The 20,703-nt window shown below is 39.0% G+C and carries 21 protein-coding genes and 1 pseudogene; 9 read left to right on the forward strand and 13 right to left on the reverse strand.

From position 1 onward, the window contains the following. Positions 1-312 precede the first annotated feature (312 nt). Positions 313-705, forward strand: coding sequence for a hypothetical protein (locus AE2B122_RS10360; RefSeq protein ID WP_175074018.1), 393 nt, complete (start codon positions 313-315; stop codon positions 703-705). Between the two features lie 185 nt (positions 706-890). On the opposite strand, the gene AE2B122_RS10365 is transcribed toward AE2B122_RS10360, so the two are convergent. Then, positions 891-1,064: a hypothetical protein gene (locus tag AE2B122_RS10365; protein ID WP_175074019.1), complete on the reverse strand. Its 174-nt coding sequence runs from the start codon at positions 1,062-1,064 to the stop codon at positions 891-893. Positions 1,065-1,326: 262 nt separating this feature from the next. On the opposite strand from AE2B122_RS10365, the gene AE2B122_RS10370 reads away from it, so the two are divergent. After that, on the forward strand, positions 1,327-1,767 hold the full coding sequence (locus tag AE2B122_RS10370; RefSeq protein ID WP_175074020.1) for a hypothetical protein: 441 nt from the start codon (positions 1,327-1,329) through the stop codon (positions 1,765-1,767). A gap of 172 nt (positions 1,768-1,939) precedes the next feature. On the opposite strand, the gene AE2B122_RS10375 is transcribed toward AE2B122_RS10370, so the two are convergent. Both AE2B122_RS10375 and AE2B122_RS10380 read right to left on the reverse strand, forming a co-directional pair. Beyond that, positions 1,940-2,383 (reverse strand): hypothetical protein, encoded by a 444-nt coding sequence (locus AE2B122_RS10375; protein ID WP_175074021.1) that lies wholly within the window; start codon positions 2,381-2,383, stop codon positions 1,940-1,942. Positions 2,384-2,653: 270 nt separating this feature from the next. Beyond that, the gene (locus AE2B122_RS10380) at positions 2,654-3,982 is read right to left on the reverse strand and encodes a 6-phospho-beta-glucosidase (protein WP_175074022.1); all 1,329 of its coding nucleotides are present in this window, start codon (positions 3,980-3,982) and stop codon (positions 2,654-2,656) included. Positions 3,983-4,161: 179 nt separating this feature from the next. Between AE2B122_RS10380 and AE2B122_RS10385 the strand changes: the two genes are divergently transcribed. Further along, positions 4,162-5,157, forward strand: coding sequence for a LacI family DNA-binding transcriptional regulator (locus AE2B122_RS10385; RefSeq protein ID WP_175074023.1), 996 nt, complete (start codon positions 4,162-4,164; stop codon positions 5,155-5,157). A 74-nt stretch (positions 5,158-5,231) separates the two neighbouring features. After that, positions 5,232-5,513, forward strand: coding sequence for a hypothetical protein (locus AE2B122_RS10390; RefSeq protein WP_095271890.1), 282 nt, complete (start codon positions 5,232-5,234; stop codon positions 5,511-5,513). Between the two features lie 62 nt (positions 5,514-5,575). On the opposite strand, the gene AE2B122_RS10395 is transcribed toward AE2B122_RS10390, so the two are convergent. Beyond that, positions 5,576-6,028 carry an NUDIX hydrolase gene (locus tag AE2B122_RS10395; RefSeq protein WP_095219700.1) on the reverse strand — a complete coding sequence of 151 codons (453 nt, stop codon included), beginning with the start codon at positions 6,026-6,028 and terminating at the stop codon, positions 5,576-5,578. A 112-nt stretch (positions 6,029-6,140) separates the two neighbouring features. Between AE2B122_RS10395 and AE2B122_RS10400 the strand changes: the two genes are divergently transcribed. After that, on the forward strand, positions 6,141-6,500 hold the full coding sequence (locus tag AE2B122_RS10400; RefSeq protein ID WP_095219699.1) for a Lin0512 family protein: 360 nt from the start codon (positions 6,141-6,143) through the stop codon (positions 6,498-6,500). Position 6,501: 1 nt separating this feature from the next. Beyond that, a pseudogene (locus AE2B122_RS10405) lies at positions 6,502-6,965 on the forward strand (8-oxo-dGTP diphosphatase). Between the two features lie 55 nt (positions 6,966-7,020). On the opposite strand, the gene AE2B122_RS10410 reads toward AE2B122_RS10405, so the two are convergent. The 7 genes from AE2B122_RS10410 to AE2B122_RS10440 all read right to left on the reverse strand — a co-directional run bounded on the left by AE2B122_RS10410 (position 7,021) and on the right by AE2B122_RS10440 (position 13,130). Then, on the reverse strand, positions 7,021-8,649 hold the full coding sequence (locus tag AE2B122_RS10410; protein ID WP_175074024.1) for an ABC transporter ATP-binding protein: 1,629 nt from the start codon (positions 8,647-8,649) through the stop codon (positions 7,021-7,023). An 86-nt stretch (positions 8,650-8,735) separates the two neighbouring features. Next, entirely contained in the window at positions 8,736-8,870 is a 135-nt protein-coding gene (locus AE2B122_RS10415; RefSeq protein WP_175074025.1) for a lasso RiPP family leader peptide-containing protein, read from the reverse strand. A gap of 42 nt (positions 8,871-8,912) precedes the next feature. Then, positions 8,913-10,574 carry an asparagine synthase-related protein gene (locus AE2B122_RS10420; RefSeq protein WP_175074026.1) on the reverse strand — a complete coding sequence of 554 codons (1,662 nt, stop codon included), beginning with the start codon at positions 10,572-10,574 and terminating at the stop codon, positions 8,913-8,915. Positions 10,575-10,584: 10 nt separating this feature from the next. After that, on the reverse strand, positions 10,585-10,971 hold the full coding sequence (locus tag AE2B122_RS10425; RefSeq protein WP_175074027.1) for a lasso peptide biosynthesis B2 protein: 387 nt from the start codon (positions 10,969-10,971) through the stop codon (positions 10,585-10,587). Next, positions 10,961-11,236: a PqqD family protein gene (locus AE2B122_RS10430; RefSeq protein WP_175074028.1), complete on the reverse strand. Its 276-nt coding sequence runs from the start codon at positions 11,234-11,236 to the stop codon at positions 10,961-10,963. Before AE2B122_RS10430 ends, AE2B122_RS10425 begins: the two co-directional genes overlap by 11 nt. Positions 11,237-11,349: 113 nt before the next feature. Continuing rightward, complete coding sequence (locus tag AE2B122_RS10435) at positions 11,350-12,267, reverse strand: ABC transporter permease subunit (RefSeq protein WP_175074029.1); 918 nt, start codon at positions 12,265-12,267, stop codon at positions 11,350-11,352. Then, positions 12,264-13,130, reverse strand: a complete 867-nt coding sequence (locus AE2B122_RS10440) for an ABC transporter permease subunit (RefSeq protein ID WP_175074030.1) — start codon at positions 13,128-13,130, stop codon at positions 12,264-12,266. Before AE2B122_RS10440 ends, AE2B122_RS10435 begins: the two co-directional genes overlap by 4 nt. Positions 13,131-13,652: 522 nt before the next feature. Here AE2B122_RS10440 and AE2B122_RS10445 point away from each other — a divergent pair. Continuing rightward, positions 13,653-16,064, forward strand: coding sequence for an immune inhibitor A domain-containing protein (locus AE2B122_RS10445; protein ID WP_371809550.1), 2,412 nt, complete (start codon positions 13,653-13,655; stop codon positions 16,062-16,064). Positions 16,065-16,089: 25 nt separating this feature from the next. Here the strand turns inward: AE2B122_RS10445 and AE2B122_RS10450 are convergent, their stop codons facing one another. Beyond that, positions 16,090-17,517: a cell wall metabolism sensor histidine kinase WalK gene (locus AE2B122_RS10450; protein WP_175074032.1), complete on the reverse strand. Its 1,428-nt coding sequence runs from the start codon at positions 17,515-17,517 to the stop codon at positions 16,090-16,092. Beyond that, positions 17,517-18,194, reverse strand: coding sequence for a response regulator transcription factor (locus AE2B122_RS10455; RefSeq protein ID WP_217468080.1), 678 nt, complete (start codon positions 18,192-18,194; stop codon positions 17,517-17,519). The genes AE2B122_RS10450 and AE2B122_RS10455 overlap by 1 nt, the downstream gene beginning before the upstream one ends. Before the next feature lie 203 nt (positions 18,195-18,397). On the opposite strand from AE2B122_RS10455, the gene AE2B122_RS10460 reads away from it, so the two are divergent. Continuing rightward, complete coding sequence (locus tag AE2B122_RS10460; RefSeq protein ID WP_175074034.1) at positions 18,398-19,876, forward strand: ABC transporter permease; 1,479 nt, start codon at positions 18,398-18,400, stop codon at positions 19,874-19,876. Positions 19,877-19,892: 16 nt separating this feature from the next. Further along, complete coding sequence (locus AE2B122_RS10465) at positions 19,893-20,570, forward strand: ABC transporter ATP-binding protein (RefSeq protein ID WP_175074035.1); 678 nt, start codon at positions 19,893-19,895, stop codon at positions 20,568-20,570. The last annotated feature ends 133 nt before the right edge of the window (positions 20,571-20,703 follow it).

The raw sequence follows: 20,703 nt of genomic DNA on the forward strand, positions 1-20,703 counted from the left end.
AACAAGGATTAAGACTTATGCGTGATATAATCAACGATTTCTTAAAGATTTAAGTAAAGAAACTCATCGAAAAAGAAAAAGAGAAGTTCGGCGCAACTATTCTTGTTATAATTTATTAATAAGAAGAATCTCCCTCTTATATAAGAAAACATCATTCAATTGTTAAGACTAATATTTAAAAATCCCCCTACTAATGGATAATGGAATGTTACACATTACCAATTTTGTATATTTTTGATATAAAAACCATAATAAAGAAGGAAATTAGCTTTCTGTGGCGAATAATTAAAAATAGAAAGAGGAGGTAGTAATATGTTACAGAACATTCTTACAAGTAAGAAGATTTATCTCGGCTTTATTATAGCCTTTGGAATCTCACTATTTTTAGTAAGTTCACCAGTATCGGCTGCTACATATGCATCAACCGATAAAGCTGTTTATCCAAAGGGTGAAAACATTGTAATCACCGGAACCTCTGATACTTATCCCCCAGGCTCTCAATATAAAGTCGAAATTGTTAAAGGTGATCCCCTTTTTGGTGAATACATAACAGAAAGTTATGTATATCTAGATGCCAATGGAGACTTTAATACAACAATAAAAACAAGTTCAGCTTGGGATGCTGGTGATGACTACATTGCAAAGTTTTATTTCGGTCCAACTGGATCACTTTTAAATGTCTCTAACACATTTACTGTTAAATAGCTTTTAAGATAAAACTTATGAAAGAAATATAGTTTAAAGTAACGCAACTTTAGTAAAAAAGAGAACATAGGCATATCATAAAAGATGCTTTACATCTCAAAAGCCAAGAGTAATACAGAAGAAAACCGAGGCAAATTGCTTCGGTTTCAAAAAAAACTATTGAAGTACAGGATTCTTAATGAGTGTTAATCGTGAAGCTCGATAGATTTGATAAATCTTGTATTTAGCAACTTTTCCTTTTGGTCTACGGATAACGTGATCATTTGACTGACTTCATCGTAGTTGGTAAGAATACCAATATGATAATCTCTATCTAACATAGAAATAAGGATCGTTTCACTTAAATAATCTGTAATCATTGTTTGCCCTCCTCTCTATGGTAATCGTAATACATAATTAATATATTTATTTCTATTAAAACTCTATAAATAGTAAAGATATTCAAAAGTTATATACCAGGGAACTAAGTCACTACCCCTATATCCTTAGTAATTCCTATATCCTCACACTCTTGTTCATAAGTAACTAATCTCCATATTTATATGTTTTTAACATTTTTTACTAAACTAGTTCACAAGATGCTTTTATATGATAAGATAAAACTTATTATTAGGAATAATTATGAAAAAAAGTAAAAAACTATTATTACTAACTTTTATTTTCGCATGTGTGGGATTTGTCTTTTTAAGTAATAGTGGAGATGCTTCGGCATATTCAGGCACAAAAACTTTGAACCTGAATTCTCAATGGCCGTATGCCGGAAAAGCATACATGCATGTAAGGGATAGCGGATCGACAATTTATAGTACTTTTGAGCCTGCATATCATCAAGATACTTATGTTACAGCTAGTGTTCAAAGATATGTAAGTGGAAATTGGAAGACTATTGAATCTAAAAGCGGTACTGCTAGGTACGGATGGGGTGTTAAGAAACAAAATTTCAATGCAACTTTTTATGGTTACGCCAATAAAAACCAGAAGGTAAGGGTTAGGTATACTCTAAGAGGCAGTAAAGGCAGTTCTGTAATGCAAACGGGTTACTCCTATTCTTGGACAAAATAACGGTCCGAAACAAATTAGTGTTTATTTTATATCACATACATAATAACTGATAGATTATACTATCTTTCTTGTTTTTTAAACTTACAAATACTGTTTCGAGATGAGAAACATTAAAAGAAGGCTGTCAATATCATATCTTAATGAATTGACAGCCTTTAAATAATCCTATTAATTACTTAACCCAACTATATGAATATCCTGTTTGCAAAATATCTGACTTATCAGATGGATCTGATAGTTGGAATCTTACACGTACTTTTTGTTTTTTATTTGCATAGCCGTAAAAAGCGGCATTAAAATTCTTATAAGTGGCTCCCGCATAATTTTTTGCACTGCCGCTTTTCGATTCAATATTATGCCATTTACCTGAATAATATCTTTGAACCGTAGCTTTTACCCATACATCTGATTGACGATGGGGTATGTAAGTTACCTGAATAGTAGAACTTCCACCACTATCATTTACTTGCATATGAGAAGTACCAGCATATCCCCAATTACTGTTCATTTTCAGGTCTCTCGTACTGCTGTATGCGGAAACATCAGAACTACCAACAAAAACGGTTAACAACGAAATAACAAGTGCCATAGAAAGAACTAAGATTTTTTTCTTCACCACAATACCTCCTTAAACTCATCTCAATATATCATATTATTACAATAATGGTAAATGAATTTTATTATGTATTTTTATTACATCCAGAACAAAAGAAAGATAGCTCTACTCCCATCTAATTGGATCATCTTATCCAAGGTCTATGGATTGTGAGGTTTAGAGTAAACATTTTTAATACCAAAAAAACAGACTACTAATTACCCTCTATAAAAGCAATAGGATAATATAGTAGTCTAATATTTCACTATCGGAAAAATTTGAGATTTTCTCTTATGCTTCTACCTTTTTAAAGAACTGTGGCAAATGCTCTTTATGAGCCTCCAACATTTCATCCATTATCTTCTTCGCAATCTCATCAGAAGGTACAAGCGGGTTGATTGTCATTGCAAGCAAAGCAGTGTTGTAATCACCTGTTACAGCTGCTTCAGCTCCAACACGCTCGAATGATTTGATTTGCTGCACAAGTCCGCGTACTGGAACTGGAAGGTCACCAATACCGATTGGTTTTGGACCGTCTTTTGTGATGACACAGTTAATTTCAATGGCAGAGTCATTCGGGATGCTCTGGATAGCACCATTATTGATTGTGTTCACTGTCTGAATATCGCGTTTGTCATTATAAATGGAGTTGATCAGGCTGCAGGCTGCGTCACTGTAGTACGCACCGCCGCGCTTGGACAGCTGCTCCGGCTTATGTGCCAGATTAGGATCTTTGTAAAGCTCGAACAAATCGCGCTCCACGCCTTGCACGACCTCGGCACGCGTACCTTCGTTATCTGCTTCCTCAAGCTCTGCTTCCAGCATCTGTGACGTTTTGTAGTAGTAGCGATGGTATGGACACGGGATAGCTTTCAAACCTTTAATAAAGCTAGGTTCCCAGTCAAGATTTTTGATATTTCTCATTGTCATTTCTTTTTTATCAGCGCTTGTCATCTTGTCGAGCACGGTATCGGTCACATTTTCTCCGTCCAAGTATACATTCAAGCCGAATACCATGTGATTCAGACCAGCAAAGTCGATGTGTACCCGATCTCCATCGGCACCAAGCAACTCCGCCACTTGCATTTTCATCATGATCGGTACATTACATAAGCCGACGACATTTTTGATATTAGAATAACGAAGCACAGCTTCTGTTACCATGCCAGCTGGATTCGTGAAGTTTACGAGCCATGCATTCGGGCAAAGCTCCTCCATGTCTTTACAAATATCAAGGATAACTGGAATAGTACGCAGACCTTTGAACAATCCGCCTGGTCCGTTCGTTTCCTGTCCAATTACATTATATTTCAAAGGAATTCTTTCGTCCTTCGCACGTGCATCCAATAGTCCAACACGGAATTGCGTTGTAACAAAGTCTGCATCCTTCAAAGCTTCCCGGCGATCCAATGTCAAATGCACATCGATTGGCAAGCCTGCTTTTTCGACCATACGTTTTGCCATATTTCCTACAATCTCAAGCTTTTCTTTTCCTGCTTCTACATCAACAAGCCAAAGCTCCGTGATTGGCAATTCATCATAGCGTTTAATGAACCCTTCTACGATTTCCGGAGTATAGCTGGAACCGCCGCCGATTGTAACGATCTTCAATTTTCCCATGATTAAAGCCTCCTATATGGTTACGTTTTGGATCTACAGCCATAGCTTAAATGCTGGAATGCATCCCAGGTCAAGCACAAATTCGTAAGGAATTTGTAAACAGGTCGTCCAAAGCTTACAAAACGTACATTTTCCGCTAAAATAAAGGTAAGAAAGCGATTTCTAAAGAGGTGATGTACATGAGTAATATCAAGCAGATTGCACAGATGGCTGGCGTTTCCCGCAGCACTGTTTCACGTGTCCTCAATCACCATCCACACGTCCATGAAGATACTCGGCGTAAGGTCCAGCAAGTCATTGATAAGCTCGACTACATCCAAAACAGTAATGCAGTACAGCTGAAAAAAGGCAGAACCAATACAATTGGTGTCGTTTCTCCTTCCATCAGTCATTATTTCATGCAAATTGTTCAAGGTATCGCCGAAGCTGGCACCTCCTGCCATTATCAAACCTTACTTTACCAAACGAATGAGAAAGCCGATCAGGAATTACAGGCATTGGAAATGCTGCGTCAGAAGCGTCTCGACGGATTGATCATCCTGCGCTGCGGATTAGATTGGGAAAAGGTTGCCACCTATACAAAGTACGGTCCGATTATGACATGTGAGCCCCTGCAGCATCCAAAGATCCAATCTATATATATGAATCATTACGAAGGGTTCATGCTCGGGCTGGAGCATTTGATCGAGAAAGGCTACACCCGTATTGCCTGTACTATCGGAAGAGCCGAAAGCCGAAACAGCCTGGAACGGAAGAAGGCATTTGAAGATATATTGCAAACGCATAACCTTCCCGTCCATTCCGAATGGATCTTAGATGAGACATTCACTGTCGATGACGGACGCATAGCTCTTCAGAAGCTTCTAAACGGTAAAGATATGCCTGATGCTGTCATTCATGCAAGTGATTATGTTGCAGCTGGCATGGCAGCTGAAGCACGTGCGCAAGGAATCAGCATCCCCGATGAATTAGGATTAGTCGGCTTCGAGTCCGACCAAAGCGATGTAGCTGGGCTAATGGAGCTGACGCATGTCCGCAATCCACTGAAACAAATGGGAGCAGAAGTGTTCCGCCGCATGTATGCAGTGTTGACTGAAACGCCATATACAGCAGCTGATCTTTCCTTCTCCTTGACAGAGCGTCAGTCTACTAGCAGAGGTGTTAAACAAGTCTAGGTATGAGGCTATCAAGAAGTTTTATATAAGTAGAATCGTTCCGCGTGCTAGGATAGTGCTATAGGAGAGATAACATGTTGATTTTAAGGCGAACAGCCAATTATACGGTATGCGCTATCCATCTGGGTATACTCACCTTTTGGCTGGCAGCATGGGAGCAGCTTTTCACTATGACGGGTTTGGTAATTTGGGGAGGTTCTGCATTACTAGGAGCCTTATTTTTCATGATACGGAGACGTCAAAGCGAAAATATGCTGGATAGCAGTGATCGGTTATTAGCTATATCCACCGTATTTATCGTAGTGCTCGCACTCGTTTCTGTGCTAATTGAATATACGGTCGCTTCCATGCCATGAGTAGTTAAATTAGCAACTATCACATTGGATGTTCAAGAAGCAGAAAAGGAATAGCTGATTAGCTACTCCTTTTCGCTGAAATCATTTATAAATCGGCGGTGGCTTCTGACCATCTTTTCCGGCAGTTCATCAAGCGGGAAAAAGGCCAGCTGCATAGATTCCGCTTCATCAAGCATTAATTCTCCATGATATTGACTTGTCTGGTAAACAATCGTCACATTATAAAATTCATCACCATTAGCAGCGACGGCAAAATTATCTTTACCGGAATACACATCGACCAGCTGCAGTTCCTCCACTGTCAGTCCTGTTTCTTCAAGGACTTCCCTGGCCGCTGTCTGTTCAGCTGATTCACCCAGTTCCATCAATCCGCCGGGCAAGCCCCATGTTTCGGGCGGGTGGATTCGTTTCTGTAAAAGGATATGCTGCTTTTCATCAAAAAGAAGGCATAACGCTCCGACTAAAATGACAGGCTGATGCCCGACGTACTTCCGAAGATTCTCCACATAGTTCACAAGCACATCCCCTTTCTCTCAACCAGTTTACCAAATCTTACATATAGCTGATAGAATTCTTTAATCTTAATATGATACAGTAACTATATCAGAACGAACTAGGAGTGATAATATGGAAAAAATCATGTTCATCCAAACCGGATTCGGTGTCGATGTTCACGGTCAGAACGTCACAAAGGCAGCAGTACGTGCAGTAGTCAATGCTATACATACAAACTCCATGCCTGGTATTACGAGTGTCCTGCCAGAAAACGATCTGCATAATATGAAGGTGAATGTCCGTTTGGCCGTTCCTGCGGATAAGGACAAGCTGGATATCGAGCAAGTTAAAGCCCGCATTCCATACGGAACTGTAACAGTAGAAGTAATTGATGGCGGTATGCTGACTACCAGTGCTATCTACTTGGAGGAGAAACAGGATAAAAACGACATGATGTATATCGTGAATGCCTCCGTCGAGACAGGATACTGATATGATCGAGCACAAGATCTATAATATGGTGATGATACATAATGAAGATCAGGTGCTTCTGTTAGACCGGCAGCATGATGACTTCAGCGGTTTCATCCCGCCCGGCGGGAAGGTTGATTTCCCTGAGAGCCTCACCGCAAGTGCCATTCGCGAAGTGAAGGAAGAGACAGGGCTGGACGTTTGGAATCTGGAGTATAAAGGTGTACAGCATTATGTGAATGAAAAACAGAATGTCCGTTATCTAATCTTCTATTATGTAACGTACTCCTTTTCCGGCACTCTGCTGACAAATTCCAGAGAAGGCAATCCAACGTGGATTCCGAAATCTAAAGCAATGGAACTACCGATGCAGGATGTAGTCCGTACTGTTTTTCCGTTATTCTTCCGCATGCAGGTACATTTGAATTGTACCTGCATGCGGAAGTTGAAGATCCACCGTACGAACAAGTAATTCTTCACACATAGATAAGAGGAAGTCTATCAACTTCCTCTTGGTATTCTTTATCATTCAAGGAAATCATTAAGAGACAGATTCAACAAGTTTGGAATTGCCAAGCTTTAGATTCTTATTAGCGCATTCAACAATCTTCTGGTCATGAGTGGTCAAAATCACAATTTTTTTCATTTGAAGTAAATAGCTTAGGACTAGTTTAAATTTTCTTACTGATTCTTCATCTAAACTTGACGTGGGTTCGTCTAGAATGACTACATCTGCATTCTTCATTAATGCTCTTGCAATTGCAATTTTTTGTCTTTGTCCACCAGATAGCTCATTCTCACTATGAATTAAATGATTAAAACCATCCTCAAACTTCAAGATGAAATCTAGAAAGCCTGTTTCAATTAGCATCTCCATCAATACTTCATTTTCATATGCACCAAATAAGGTAATATTTTCTCTTACGGTTCCCTTAAATGTTACAATCTTCTGACCAAGATAAGATAATTTATTATTAATCCTATATTCTTTCAATAAAAATTTATTATTAATAATTATAAGACCTTCATAATTATCATATAATCCCATAACAGTATATAGTAAAGTACTTTTACCTCTTCCATTCTCACCCGTTACAGCTAAAAGCTCCCCAGATGCTACTGACAACTCTATATTATCGAGTAAAGGCTGTGTGGATTTGTGCACTTTTATAGTTGTGGCTTTAACACTTATAGAGTAAATGGAATCTTCCAATGTTGATTTCCTCGTTGGTATTTCTTCAGTCAATTCGTTATATCTCTTAATTGATCCTTTTAAGTAATTCCACTGGTAATAGATTTCGATAGCCCCCATTACTGGAGTAATAAGAGTTATTAAATACGTATTTAATGCTACGAAAGTTCCAACACTGATAGTATTTTGAAGTAAGAACAATGAACTCACACAGAGACATATAATAACAGTTATCCAATAGGTTAACTGGCTCATTGTTGAAGATAATCCATTTAGATGACCCATTTTCTTACTATACTTAATTTGTGAATAAAGTCTTTTCCTATTTCTATCCAAAAATGGTTTTTGCCCTTGTAAAAGCATTAATTCATTTATATTATTAGTTACCGAAAGTATTGCATTCTGGTTATAACCCGTTTTCTTCTGATAAATATAAGACATCTTTTCTAATTTTGGCTTTAACCTTAGAGATATAGAGACCATTAGAGGTATTATCAAAAGAAGTATTAATAAAAATTCCCACCTCAAGTAGCTTATTACCAAAAAAGCACCTATCAATTGAAATGATATTTGAATCATTAAAGGTATTATATTATGAAAAATTTCCTTAAGATTGACTATATCATTAAAGAAATAACTATGAAGTTGTTTATTATTCTTAATATCCATATAATCTTTGTTTTCAATACTGACTAAGGCTTTACTCTGAAGTTCATACTGATATTTGTCCGCTAGTAAAATTATGTTCAGGTTTTTCAACCAGTTAAATAACATGGTTAGTGAAACCAAAAAGGAGATACATACTAATATAATTATTAATTGGCTCTGATCATTCCTAGGTAATACAATATCAATTAGGAACTTATTTATTAGCGGCAATATACTACTTAATGCGGCAAATAATAATAATGATATTGATATTAAAGCTAGTGACAACTTATTTTTAAACAAAAACTCTTTAGTTATTTTATTCAGCATATTGAACATCCCTTTATTTAAACAGTGGTGGACCCATGTGTTATTTTTTAGTATATTAAATTACAATTCAGTTACAGCATTTCAGTTTATACGTGTTTTTTTGTTCTATAAAAGGCTGTTCCTTCTAAATTTTCCGCAAGATTAAACAAGAAGTTTCCTTTAGTTAACTCAACTGCATTTCCGACTTCAACCAATTTAGGTGCTGTATATTTTTTTTTCATTCAATATTCCTCCTAAGTATTTCACATGGGTCCACTACTCTTTTAACAAAGTCTTTTTCTTAACCAAGCTTCTAAAGCCAAAGCCCTTCCAATAGAAGATACGTTAGATAAATCCGATACAATGCCGTGATAAAACTTCTGAACGCTTTCCTTAAATAGTTTATTATCTACTTGTACAAATTCATTAACCAACTCTAAATCCCAAAAATCGGTTATATTTTCCCATTCTTGCTGGAATCCTTTAATTATTAAATGTCCATTAGTAGATTTATTATTTCTTGTCCTAATGCCTTCGGGTAATACATTTTTTAATGATTTTCTCAGGAGGAGCTTGTCAAATTGATAATCCATCTTAGAAAACGGCGATAAATTTAATAAATATTCAATTAATTTAAGATCAAGAAATGGATATCTTATTTCTATATTATTTCTTCCGTATATATACGGTGCAATCCATTCATGACCATTTTGATACACAATTGCATTAAAGTATGACTCTTTACTTGCAGCATCTGTTCCATAAGGTATCGACGTAAAGTCATTTTCTACATGAGAATTTGCTTTTATCCAAGGTATATCTTTTTTAAATTGAGTCTTCATCCAGTACTCAGAATAGAATGCGTTTTTTATACCGGTGGTTAGCGTTACATATAAAAAATGATAGACAAATTGGGTGAGTTGCTTTTTTCGTATCATTTCTCTAAAGACTCCTAGTTGGGATTGCAGAACATGATCTCCAGCATGGCCGCTAATTACATATCTTATTTTATCTTTCTGTAATGCTTCAGGAATCTTACTAGCTAGTTGGTGAGTTAAAAAAGGATAAGGTTCGTCATATATGCTTATTTTTTCAATCCCTCCTTTAAAACTCCACAAGTCATCTCCATTTATAAATTGACTATGTTTTGGTTTATTTAAGTGTAGTGCTTGTTCAATATATCTATCTTCATTTGCCATTGGACTACTGTAAGTTAAAGAGTATGTATAAGCATTTTCAGGAGCAATAAGACCTAGATGTATTGCTAGATTATAAATACTATTAGAGTCTAAACCGCCACTGAGTGAGAATCCTATCTTTTCATCTTTTATATCCGAGAATGTATTTTTTAATGCGTTAGAGAATTTCTCATAGAATAATTCCGTTTCTCCTTTCCTCCCGATGGAGTATTGAGGAAATTTATAATACTTATGATTACTAATCATAAGTGAATCAAGTTTGATTTGTACCACATGTCCTGGCTCTATACGATGTACTTCTTGATATGGAGTAGCACTATGAGCAGATGGCTCCTTCATTATAAAGTTACTAATATAACTTTCATTTAAGCTTGAGATATGGTCACTAGTATACAGTGATATGCGTGAGTACCAAAATACTCCATCTCCATTAATAGTATAAAATAATGGTTTTAAACCTATAGGGTCTTTACCTAAAATAAGACTATTGTTTGCCTGATCGAACAAAATTATGGAGTACGATCCCTCTATGTTATTTAAGAAATTTAATCCCTCTTGTAAATATTTATTGACGATATACTCCTGAATCTCTTTATAAACTTTACTATTGTGATTATGGATCCTTCCCGATACAAACACATAATAAGTTTTATTTTGAATTTGCACTTCATATTCTAGCAAGTCTACGTAAGTATCCTTCCTTTTGGAGTAAGCATTATGTGTTGAAACAAAACCAATATAATCCATTTAGATCACCTCATTTTGAGAAAGTAGGTATGTAACGTTTTCTAATAAATTCCTCATCATCGTTGATAATATTTCCGTCGCATTCTAGCCATGCATGTGCCTCAAAGGTTTCCTTCCCGACCCCAATATGAAATTCGATAGTATGAAATCCTAACTTTCTTAAAAGGAAATACCCTACCATTGATCTTTGAAGACAAATCTCAGTATTTCTGAATTGGAGCATACTACCAGCTTCATTAACTTTTTTGCATATGGAATTCATTTGTTCCCAATCTTCGTTTCCTTTTCGCTCTTCATATCTATTCTCTATATTTTCAATTATTGGTTTTATCCCATACTTGTTTAATTTCTTGCTATATATAACTAATAAGAAATAAGCACTTACTTTATTTAACATTAGATGATACCAATAAATCCTTTTCTAATAGAGAGCCTAAAAAATCATTAATATCACTAGTCAATGTTTGTTGGTCTACGTCGTATTTATTCTCAAGCTTCTGAGCTATATCATCTAGATGAGCAAATTTATCATCTATAACTAACTCTAAAATTTCCGTTGAAGTAGCATCTAAACTGAAGTAATAACTGTTATTATAATCAAAGATAACAGATTGATTCTCCGATATTGACTTTATAAAAACACCTTCTTTTAAACTGTACATAGAACCATCTCCAAATTAGAATTTATTTACATTTTTATGCTAGCATAATATTCAGAATAATACAATTATGTAATTAATAGTAAATAATTTTACCCGTATTTTAATATGTTATGCTAAGTGTTTTTTAACCAAACTTTCTCTATTCCCAGCATTATAAATTGCAAAGATAATACCGTAAAAACTATTGCAAGGAGTGGTATCCATAATAACCAATGAGCGCTAGTAAAAATAGCTTCATAATTACTACCTATATATGAAAACCACTCATTTGTAATGGATACAGGTGGAGAAGGTGCAAATGGATCATAGCTAACATCTGTTCCACCAAAGAATAACTTGAATACGCCCAGATGACCTATAATTAATAGCCCCTGCAAACTTGTCCTAAGTGCTGTGTGTAACAATGTGAATTTCAATTCAGGGATTATATGTATTATGAGAATATGGTAGCGGGACCCACCTAGAACAATACTTGATTGTACATAGTTCCTTTCCATTGCTTCTGCAATATTTTCTGATATGAATATGGAGGTGGGTGGAACTAATATTATTCCAATGACAACTACTTCAATAAGGATACGCATAGGAAGGTTATAATGAAATCCTTCTATAGGTTCCCATAGTATCGGATATAGCAATAAATATGACAACAAAGATCCTGGTATAAAATAAAATGCAAAAAGAGAACTTTTCAGAAATCGGCGTACTTTCTTCTTGGAAACTAAACCAAGAAAAATTCCAAAGATTAGAGCTAAAAACATTGTAACTATTGTTATTCCTAATACACCACCTAAAGAATATTTTGCCCCCATCAATAGTATTTGAATTAGGTGATTACCAAATCTATCTGTTCCTAATATCGAAACTTCAAGTGGTGGAAATGGAGGGGCTATTAAATCACCATTAGAATTATAGGAAAATGAGGTCTGAGATATATAAGAGTCAAAAAAAATCTGATGAATTAAACTTGCCCCAAACAATACGGATAGATATAAGAAACCTATTATAAAGAAAGGGTTTCGCCAAATCACAAATCCAACTCCTTTCCTGTATAAATATATAATGATATTTCTAAAGACTTGATTACGACATAGATAGGCAAAAATAGAAGTACAGAACTAACTGCGAATACAGTAGGCTGACTAAAAGAAAGGAGAAAAGTTGTAAGACCAAAATTATTAAACAATACTTCTACTATAAATAAATTCCCAATTAACAACCCCATTATAAATTTCAGTTGGTATACGAAGTCTGCCAATATATTTCTCATTACATGTCGCATTATTATTGCAAATCTTGATAAACCTTTACTTCTTGCAAGCTCAACATAAGTTTTCGAGATTTCTTGTTCAATATTTAAAACCAACGTTCGATAAAGATAGATCGTTGGCATTAATGAAAGCGTAATTATAGGTAAAAATAATGCTTCATCGTCACCAGAGCCTGTGAATTTAAATAGAATGCTATCTGTAAAACGGAATATAATGATTACTAATAATTGCGAAAATAATACATACACTATATCTGGGATTGATTGTAGGAGAGTTGAAATAGAAGTTATGGTCTTTCTAAGTGATCTAGGTAAAAAGATTTGCAGAACGGCTATAGCAAGTGCTAAACATACCGATAAGAAAAGAGAAGAGAAAAATACCGTAAATGTCGATAAGAATGCATCGAGAATCAAAGGAAATAATTCCCGTTCCACTCCTGATATGCTATTTATGTATGTTAAGTTATCAAATGTGAAAAGTTCCGTTAGAAATTCTGTTAGATCATCTATGCTGGGTAGTTGTAACCCTTCCGGAGATACAAAGAAAGGGATAATGCTTATCAAAAGTATACTAATAAATAAAACTACTAACTTATAAGTCTCTCTTATTATCAATCTAGCCATCGCATATCACCTTTCACAACATTTAAGAAAATAGGCTACGTTCCATAATTTCTTTTAATATGAATGAGAGCATCTATTTATATTCTTATTTCAAGTATGATAATGCAAAATACAAATAATTTCCATATATTTTAGAGATTTATTTTATTGCTACTCAAATGTAATTAACCCAATTAGGTCTATCTGCTCATTTTTTCTAGTAATTGTAATATTTTCTGATCGCCTCTACTTTCCCAACTTTCCTCACCCTTCTGCAAGTTTCCATATGTTTACGTTATTTTCCACTCTATTATTTCCCAACTTCTTTGCCAATCTTGTCGGATTATGTGAAGAAACCTCACGAAAACCGCATCATTTCAAGGTAAATACAGCTTTGCTTCCTTCAAAAGTACCATTGTAAATCTAGCAAACTAGTCGCTATACTACCCTTTAAGGAAAACTTTACCTACATATCTCGTTTGTTTTCCGACTATTTAAACTATTAGCACAGGGAGAGTGACTTGCTTGAAGAAGAATAAATGGATGGCTTCTGCAATGGCAGCTGTTATCGGGTTTAGCACTTTTACATTATCATTTGTACCAGCGCAGGAAGCCGAAGCATCTACTGAAAAGGCACCAGCTGTAACGTACTCGCCGAAAGTCGCACAAAGCGGTGGCCCTTTCGACAGTGCAATTGCCAATGAAGATAAATTGATTGAATTGCTGAAGGAAGAAGGCAAAATTAGTGAAGATGCTACTGAAGCTGAAGCTCAGGAAATATTGAACGCTTACCTCAAGGAACGGGAAGAAAAAAGCGCAGAAGCTGCTAAGCAGCCTCTGCCGGATGAGCTGAAAGAGGCTGCAATCGATGAGTCAGTGGTAAGTGACACGGATAAACAAAATGGCAATGCTGACAATGCAGCAAGTGCTTCCAAAGAGGCATCGAAGAAAGATAAAGGCAAGGATAAGGGAAAAGACAAGAAGAAAAATAAGAAAGTAGATAACGTGAAAGAAGAAGAGTATGACGGAGAAGTACGCGAAGACAAAGTTCTTGTCCTTGCAATTGACTTCCCTGATTACCAAAACAGCTCCATCACACCGGAAGAAACGGATATGTGGTATGAGGATTATACACATGATCACTTCCAGAACATGATCTTCGGTGAAGATGGCTATACTGGTCCGGATGGCCAGGACTTCACTTCCATGAAGCAATACTATGAAGCGCAATCCGGCGGCAGCTATACTGTTGACGGGGAGATCGCCGGATGGTACACAGCAGATCATCCTGCAGCTTACTATGGTGCTAACGATCCTGCTCCAGACGGCAGTGATACAGCTGCAAGGGAATTGGTGTATGAAGCCCTGACGAAAGCTGGACAAGATCCTAATGTCGACTTGAGCGAATACGATCAATGGGATCGCGATGACTATGATGGCGATGGCGTTTACCATGAGCCGGATGGTATCATCGACCACTTGATGGTCATTCACGCAGGTGTCGGTGAAGAAGCCGGCGGCGGAAGCCTTGGCGGCGATGCAATCTGGTCTCACCGCTGGAATCTTGGCGGACTTGTGGCAGTCCCTGGCGGAAGCTCCACTAGTGACCGTTTTGACGGACAGCTTGCTGCTTATGACTATACAATCGAACCGGAAGACGGAGCTATGGGAGTATTCGCGCATGAATACGGCCATGACCTAGGCTTACCAGATGAGTATGATACTAACTATACCGGTCAAGGGGAAGCTGTTGCATATTGGTCCATCATGGCAAGCGGAAGCTGGGCTGGTGATGTACCTGGAACAGAGCCATCTGGATTCAGTGCCTATGCGAAGGAATATCTGCAAAACGCGCATGGCGGCAACTGGCTGAGCGGTACGACGATCGAAGCAGAGGACTTGGATGGGGATAAAGTAGAACTGCTGCTGGATGAAGCTGTAACAAAAGGTACAAACAACGATGTAATTCGTGTAAACCTGCCAGATAAGGAAACAGAAGTAACTAAGCCTGCTAGCGGGACGTATGCTTACTTCAGCGGTAAAGGCAATAACGTTGATAACAGCATGACAACAACTGTTGATTTGACCAGTGCCTCTTCTGCTGAACTGACATTTAAAACTTGGTATGATATCGAACAAGATTGGGATTATGCTTCTGTCAAAGTGAACGGGGAAACTGTTCCTGGCAGCATTACGACTACAGAAAACCCGAACGACCAGAACCCAGATGATGGTATTACCGGAACGTCTGACGGGTGGGTGGATGCTACTTTCGATTTAAGTGCCTACGCAGGGCAGGAAATCGAGCTTTCCTTGAACTATTGGACGGATGTAGCTGTAAACAACGCTGGATTCTACGTGGATGACATTCAAGTGACAGCTGATGGCAGCTCTGTCCTGACAGATGATGCAGAAGCTGACAGTGCTTTTGATCTATCTGGATTCGCTCAAGATAAAGGCGTCTCCCTTTCCGAGCACTACTACTTGCTCGAATGGCGCACACATAACGGCGTGGACGTCGGTCTTGACCGTATCCGCCGTGGTGACAGCTTAATGAGCTACAACACTGGTCTTCTAGTCTGGTACGTTGATAATTCGTATGACAACAACTGGACTGGCACACATCCGGGTGAAGGCTTCCTTGGCGTAGTGGATGCTGATCAGAAGGGGCTATACTGGAGTGATAAATCTGTCGCTTCCAGTCGTTATCAAATCCACGATGCAGCATTCAGCAAGGATAAGCCTGAGAAGATGTTCCTCGATTATCGTGCTACTAATGGCTTGACGCTGAAAGATAATCACACGAAGAGCTATGATAAGTTCAAGGATGATAAAACTTATTTGAATAAAGCTCTTCCCGACGCTGGACGTAAAGTTCCAGAGTATGGACTTGAGTTTGAGGTCAAAGAAGACAGCCCGGATGGAACAGTCGGTAAGATTGAAATTTCCCGCTAAGATTAATAGCAAAGAAGGAACCTGTTCATTTACGGGTTCCTTCTTTTTTTGGTATCAGCACTCGGAATATAGTGCCTTTGCCTTCTACACTCTCTACCTCTATTGTGCCGTGGTGTGCCTTGATAATAGAATGGCTGATAGAAAGACCAAGACCCGCACCGCCTTGCTGGCGTGCGCGTGAACTATCACTCCGGTAAAACCGGTCAAATACATGCGGCAGATGTGCTTTCGGGATACCGGATCCATTATCTTTCACAATTATTTCTGCAGCATGTTCTGTTTTACCGAGGATTATATCGATTTCTCCCTGTTCAGGATCTGTATGCTGTACTGCATTATAAAATAGATTCAATAGCACTTGTTTCAATTTATCTTTATCAGCAGCTAAAATCAGTTGCTCATCCACCGAAAATTGTACATTCCTTCTGCCGGCAAGCATATCAAAATGCGGCATCATTTCCTCCAGTACAGTACTCACCTCCAGATCCTGCAGCTGCATATCCTCTGCCTGATCCAGCTTGGTGAGTAAAAGCAAATCTTCGACCAGCTTCTTGATACGCTTCGATTCCTTGAGCATGCTCTCAAGCGCCGGATAGAGCTGATCAGGGTTCTTCGCAGCTCCTCTTAATAACACTTCCAAAAAGCCGTGAATGGAAGTGAGCGGCGTGCGCAGTTCATGGGAAGCATCCGCAATGAACTGCTGCATTTGTTCTTTAGCTTCTCGTTCCGACTGGAAAGAGCTATCGATTCTTTCAACCATTTGGTTAAAAGCGATTGTAAGTCGTTTGATCTCGATTTGCTCGGAATCCTCTTCCATCCGTTCAGATAAATTCTCCGCATTCGTCCGCTCTACCCTCCGGATTATCCGGTGCAGCGGGTCGAGCGCTTTTTTAATCACTCGTGAGTAGAGCAGGATACCTGCAGCCAATGCCACGATAGCCAGCAGGAAAAATACCTGCAGCTGCCCTTTGATGACATCGTTGATCGATGTCGTCTCTGTCCCTGCCTGCAAATAACCGCTTATGTCGCCGAACCGTCTATCAGCAACAATAACAACGAGCTGCTCTTTCCCATCTACATCCTCCATCACGATGTACCTGGCAGAATTATCATCTCTGCCGTTCATATACTTGCGAAGCTCTTCCCCATCCAAGCGCGGACTTGATAGCCCGTTTTCCTCTGATAAATCTGTATAGTTTCCTGACGTATCGATTCTGGCTAAGGAACGATCGAAAAGAAATGGCTGATGCATATCATCATTTTGTTCAAGCAGTGCTGGCGGAAGCGAATGCAGCTGTGACTGCATTGCATCTGCTTCATTCTGGTATAGGAAATCTTTCATCAAGAAGTATTGCAGGATACCGACGACTGTCAGGATAATGGCAAGAATAAGACAGGATAAAGCAACAATCTGCTTATTCAACGTTCTCGGTTTCAATCGGTCTAATCGCATCATCTGACATCCAGGCGATAGCCTGCCCCACGGATTGTGCGGATCAACTGCCGATCCTTATCGTGAAGTTTTTCCCGCAGAGAACGGATATACACTTCTACAATGTTTTCTTCTCCTCCAAATGCATATCCCCACACTTTATCGAGAATAAGTGCCTTACTCAGTACAATTCCTTGGTTCATAGCAAGATATTTTAACAGCTCGTACTCTGTCGGAGAAAGCAGCAGCAGCTCTTCCTCCAAGTAAATTTCTTTACGGCGATCATCTATTCGTACAGGACCCGCTACAAGTGAATCACCCAATTCTGGAAATTGGTTGCGAAGCCGTGCTTGCATTCTGGCAAGCAGTTCCTCAAAACTGAACGGTTTGACCAAGTAATCATCTGCACCGCCATTTAGTCCTTTGATACGATCAACCACTTGGTCCCGCGCTGTTAACATAATGATAGATAGTTTCCGGCCTTTCTTTTTCAGCATCCGGCACACTTCAAAACCATCCATCCCTGGCATCATGACATCTAATATGACAATATGAGGCTCGAAATGATCTGCTTTGGCAATAGCTTGCATCCCATCAGCCGCATTCTCAACAATATAGCCTTCATTTTGCAACCCCAGCATCAGGAACTGTGTGATTGTCTGTTCATCATCGACGACTAATACTTTTATGTTTTCCATCCTGTCATCCATTCTTCTTTTTTCTTTATTATGGAACAATTACCTGAAAACCAGCTGAAGATTCCCGATTTTTTCACTTTCAGCAAATCTTCAGCTAGCTTTCATGTGCACTTCAGCAGATGCCCCCATACTAGCAATTAGCCCAAGCGGGTGTGGCTCAGAAGCATTATAGCATGCCCGGAAAAAGTAAAGGAGATGGCAGAATGAATTTCTTGAAACGTGCTTTCTGGAGCATGAAAGCAAAAAAAGGAAAGACTTTATTACAATTAGTAATTTTCACCGTCATATGTGTGTTCGTCCTATCAGGACTTACAATTCAGTCAGCAGCCAAAGCATCTAGTGAATTGGCAAGACAAGATCTCGGAGGTTCTGTTACCCTTCAGGTTGACCGAGAAGCAGCCATGGAGAAGCAGCAGAGTGAGCAAAGTGAATCAGACGGTCCGCCGCAGTTCACCAGCACACCAATCAGTCTGGATGACGCAGAGTCTATCGCAGCTTTAGACCATGTGAAGAGCTACAACTACATCGTTTCAGCTTCTGCTAATGCGGAAGACTTCGATATTATCGAAAGCAGCACATCCACAGATAGCAGTGATACCGAAAGCGAGCAAGCTCCTGGCGGTGACCAAGGCCGGGGCGGTATGGTACAAGCCGATCTTACTGTAAATGGGACGCTAACCAGTGATGAAGCAGAAAGCTTCAGTGATGGCGAAGCAGAAATCGTAGACGGACGAGGCATCAAAGAATCGGATGCCGGCACCAATGTTGCGGTCATCGAGCAAACACTTGCAGAGGAAAATGATTTAGCAGTTGGAGATACAATTAATATCAGCTCAGCTAGTGATGAAGATACGACACAAGAACTGGAGATCGTCGGTATTTATGAAACAAGTTCAGCAGGAAGCGACCAAGCGATGAACTTCTCCTTCCTGAATCCATATAACACGATTTATGTTCCATATACAGCGGCTAACACGTTAAAAGGTGAGGACTACACAGATACTGTTGAATCTGTTACCTATCAAATGGACGATGCAGAAAACATCGATGCATTTATTGCCGCAGCAGAGAAAACGGATGTCGACTTCGACGTGTATCAACTGGATGCAAACGATGATCTTTACCAGCAGATGGTAGGACCAATCGAAAATGTTGCTTCCTTTGCTAAAAACATCGTTTACCTTGTAACCATTGCCGGTGCGATCATCCTTGCATTGATCGTCATGCTTTCCATTCGTGAACGTAAATATGAGATGGGTGTATTGATGGCAATTGGGGAGAAGAAATGGAAGCTGGCAGGACAGTTCATTACAGAAATTGTTGTGATTGCCATTGTTGCAGTCGGATTGTCTTCTATATTTGGAAATCCAATTGCGAACATACTAGGAAATCAGCTATTGGATCAACAAACAACAGCATCTGCTGAGACTGCATCTACATCTGTGCAGCAAGGTCCTGGCGGTGGTGGCGGTCCGATGGGCGGCGGTGGCCCAGGACAAGCTGTGTCTGATGCGTTCAGTCAGCCAAGTGAAGCAATTAGCAGTTTGAATATTAATGTGACTTGGGAAAACATCTTGATACTTGGCGGTATCGGATTGGCCGTGGCCATCATTGCAGCGCTTATCCCATCCATCTCAATCCTTCGTCTTCAGCCGAAAAATATTTTAACTAAACAAGAATAGAAAGCAGGGGTTAAATATGACAGCACCATTATTGGCATTCAAAAACGTTGGCTATTGGTACACGGATAAACATAATCCTTTATTTCAATCTGTGAATATCGATTTTCATAAAAATACATTCTATACGATCACCGGTACATCTGGCTCGGGCAAGACCACCTTCCTGTCTTTGGCAGGAGGGCTGGACAAAGCCAAGGAAGGAGACATTGAATATGACGGGAAATCGATCCGTAAAATGGGACTTGGTAATTTCCGCCACGATTATGTCTCGATCATTTTCCAGTCTTATAATCTGATTCCGTACATGACAGCTTATCAAAATATTGCTTCGGCAATGGCCATCACCGGGAAAAAAGTAGAGAACCAGGAAGATTACATCTTAAAAATGCTGGCAAAGGTCGGCATCTCCGAAGAACAAGCTAAACAGCGTGTTCTGACACTTAGCGGCGGGCAGCAGCAACGAGTGGCCATCACACGGGCTTTCTGCTGTGACACCGATCTGATCGTAGCGGACGAGCCTACTGGTAACTTGGACGATAAGACTTCCAAGGAGATTGTAAAGCTCTTCACCGACCTCGCTCACCAAGAGAACAAATGCGTCATCACGGTTACCCATGATCCGCAAATAGCAGCTCAATCAGATGTGACGATCCAGCTATCCAACGGCAGCTTCCGTATGCTGCAGCATGTATAAACAAAACGAGGCTGGGTCAAAAATGTTTTAGCCATATAAAAAACCGAACTATATTGTAAATCTTCATAAAAAGATTTGCATAAGTTCGGTCTTTTTGATTAGTTATCCATCCTAGCGTAGGCAGAACACGGAG

This window comes from Terribacillus sp. AE2B 122 (assembly GCF_902497585.1).
GTDB classification, from domain to species: Bacteria; Bacillota; Bacilli; order Bacillales; family Amphibacillaceae; genus Terribacillus; species Terribacillus saccharophilus_A.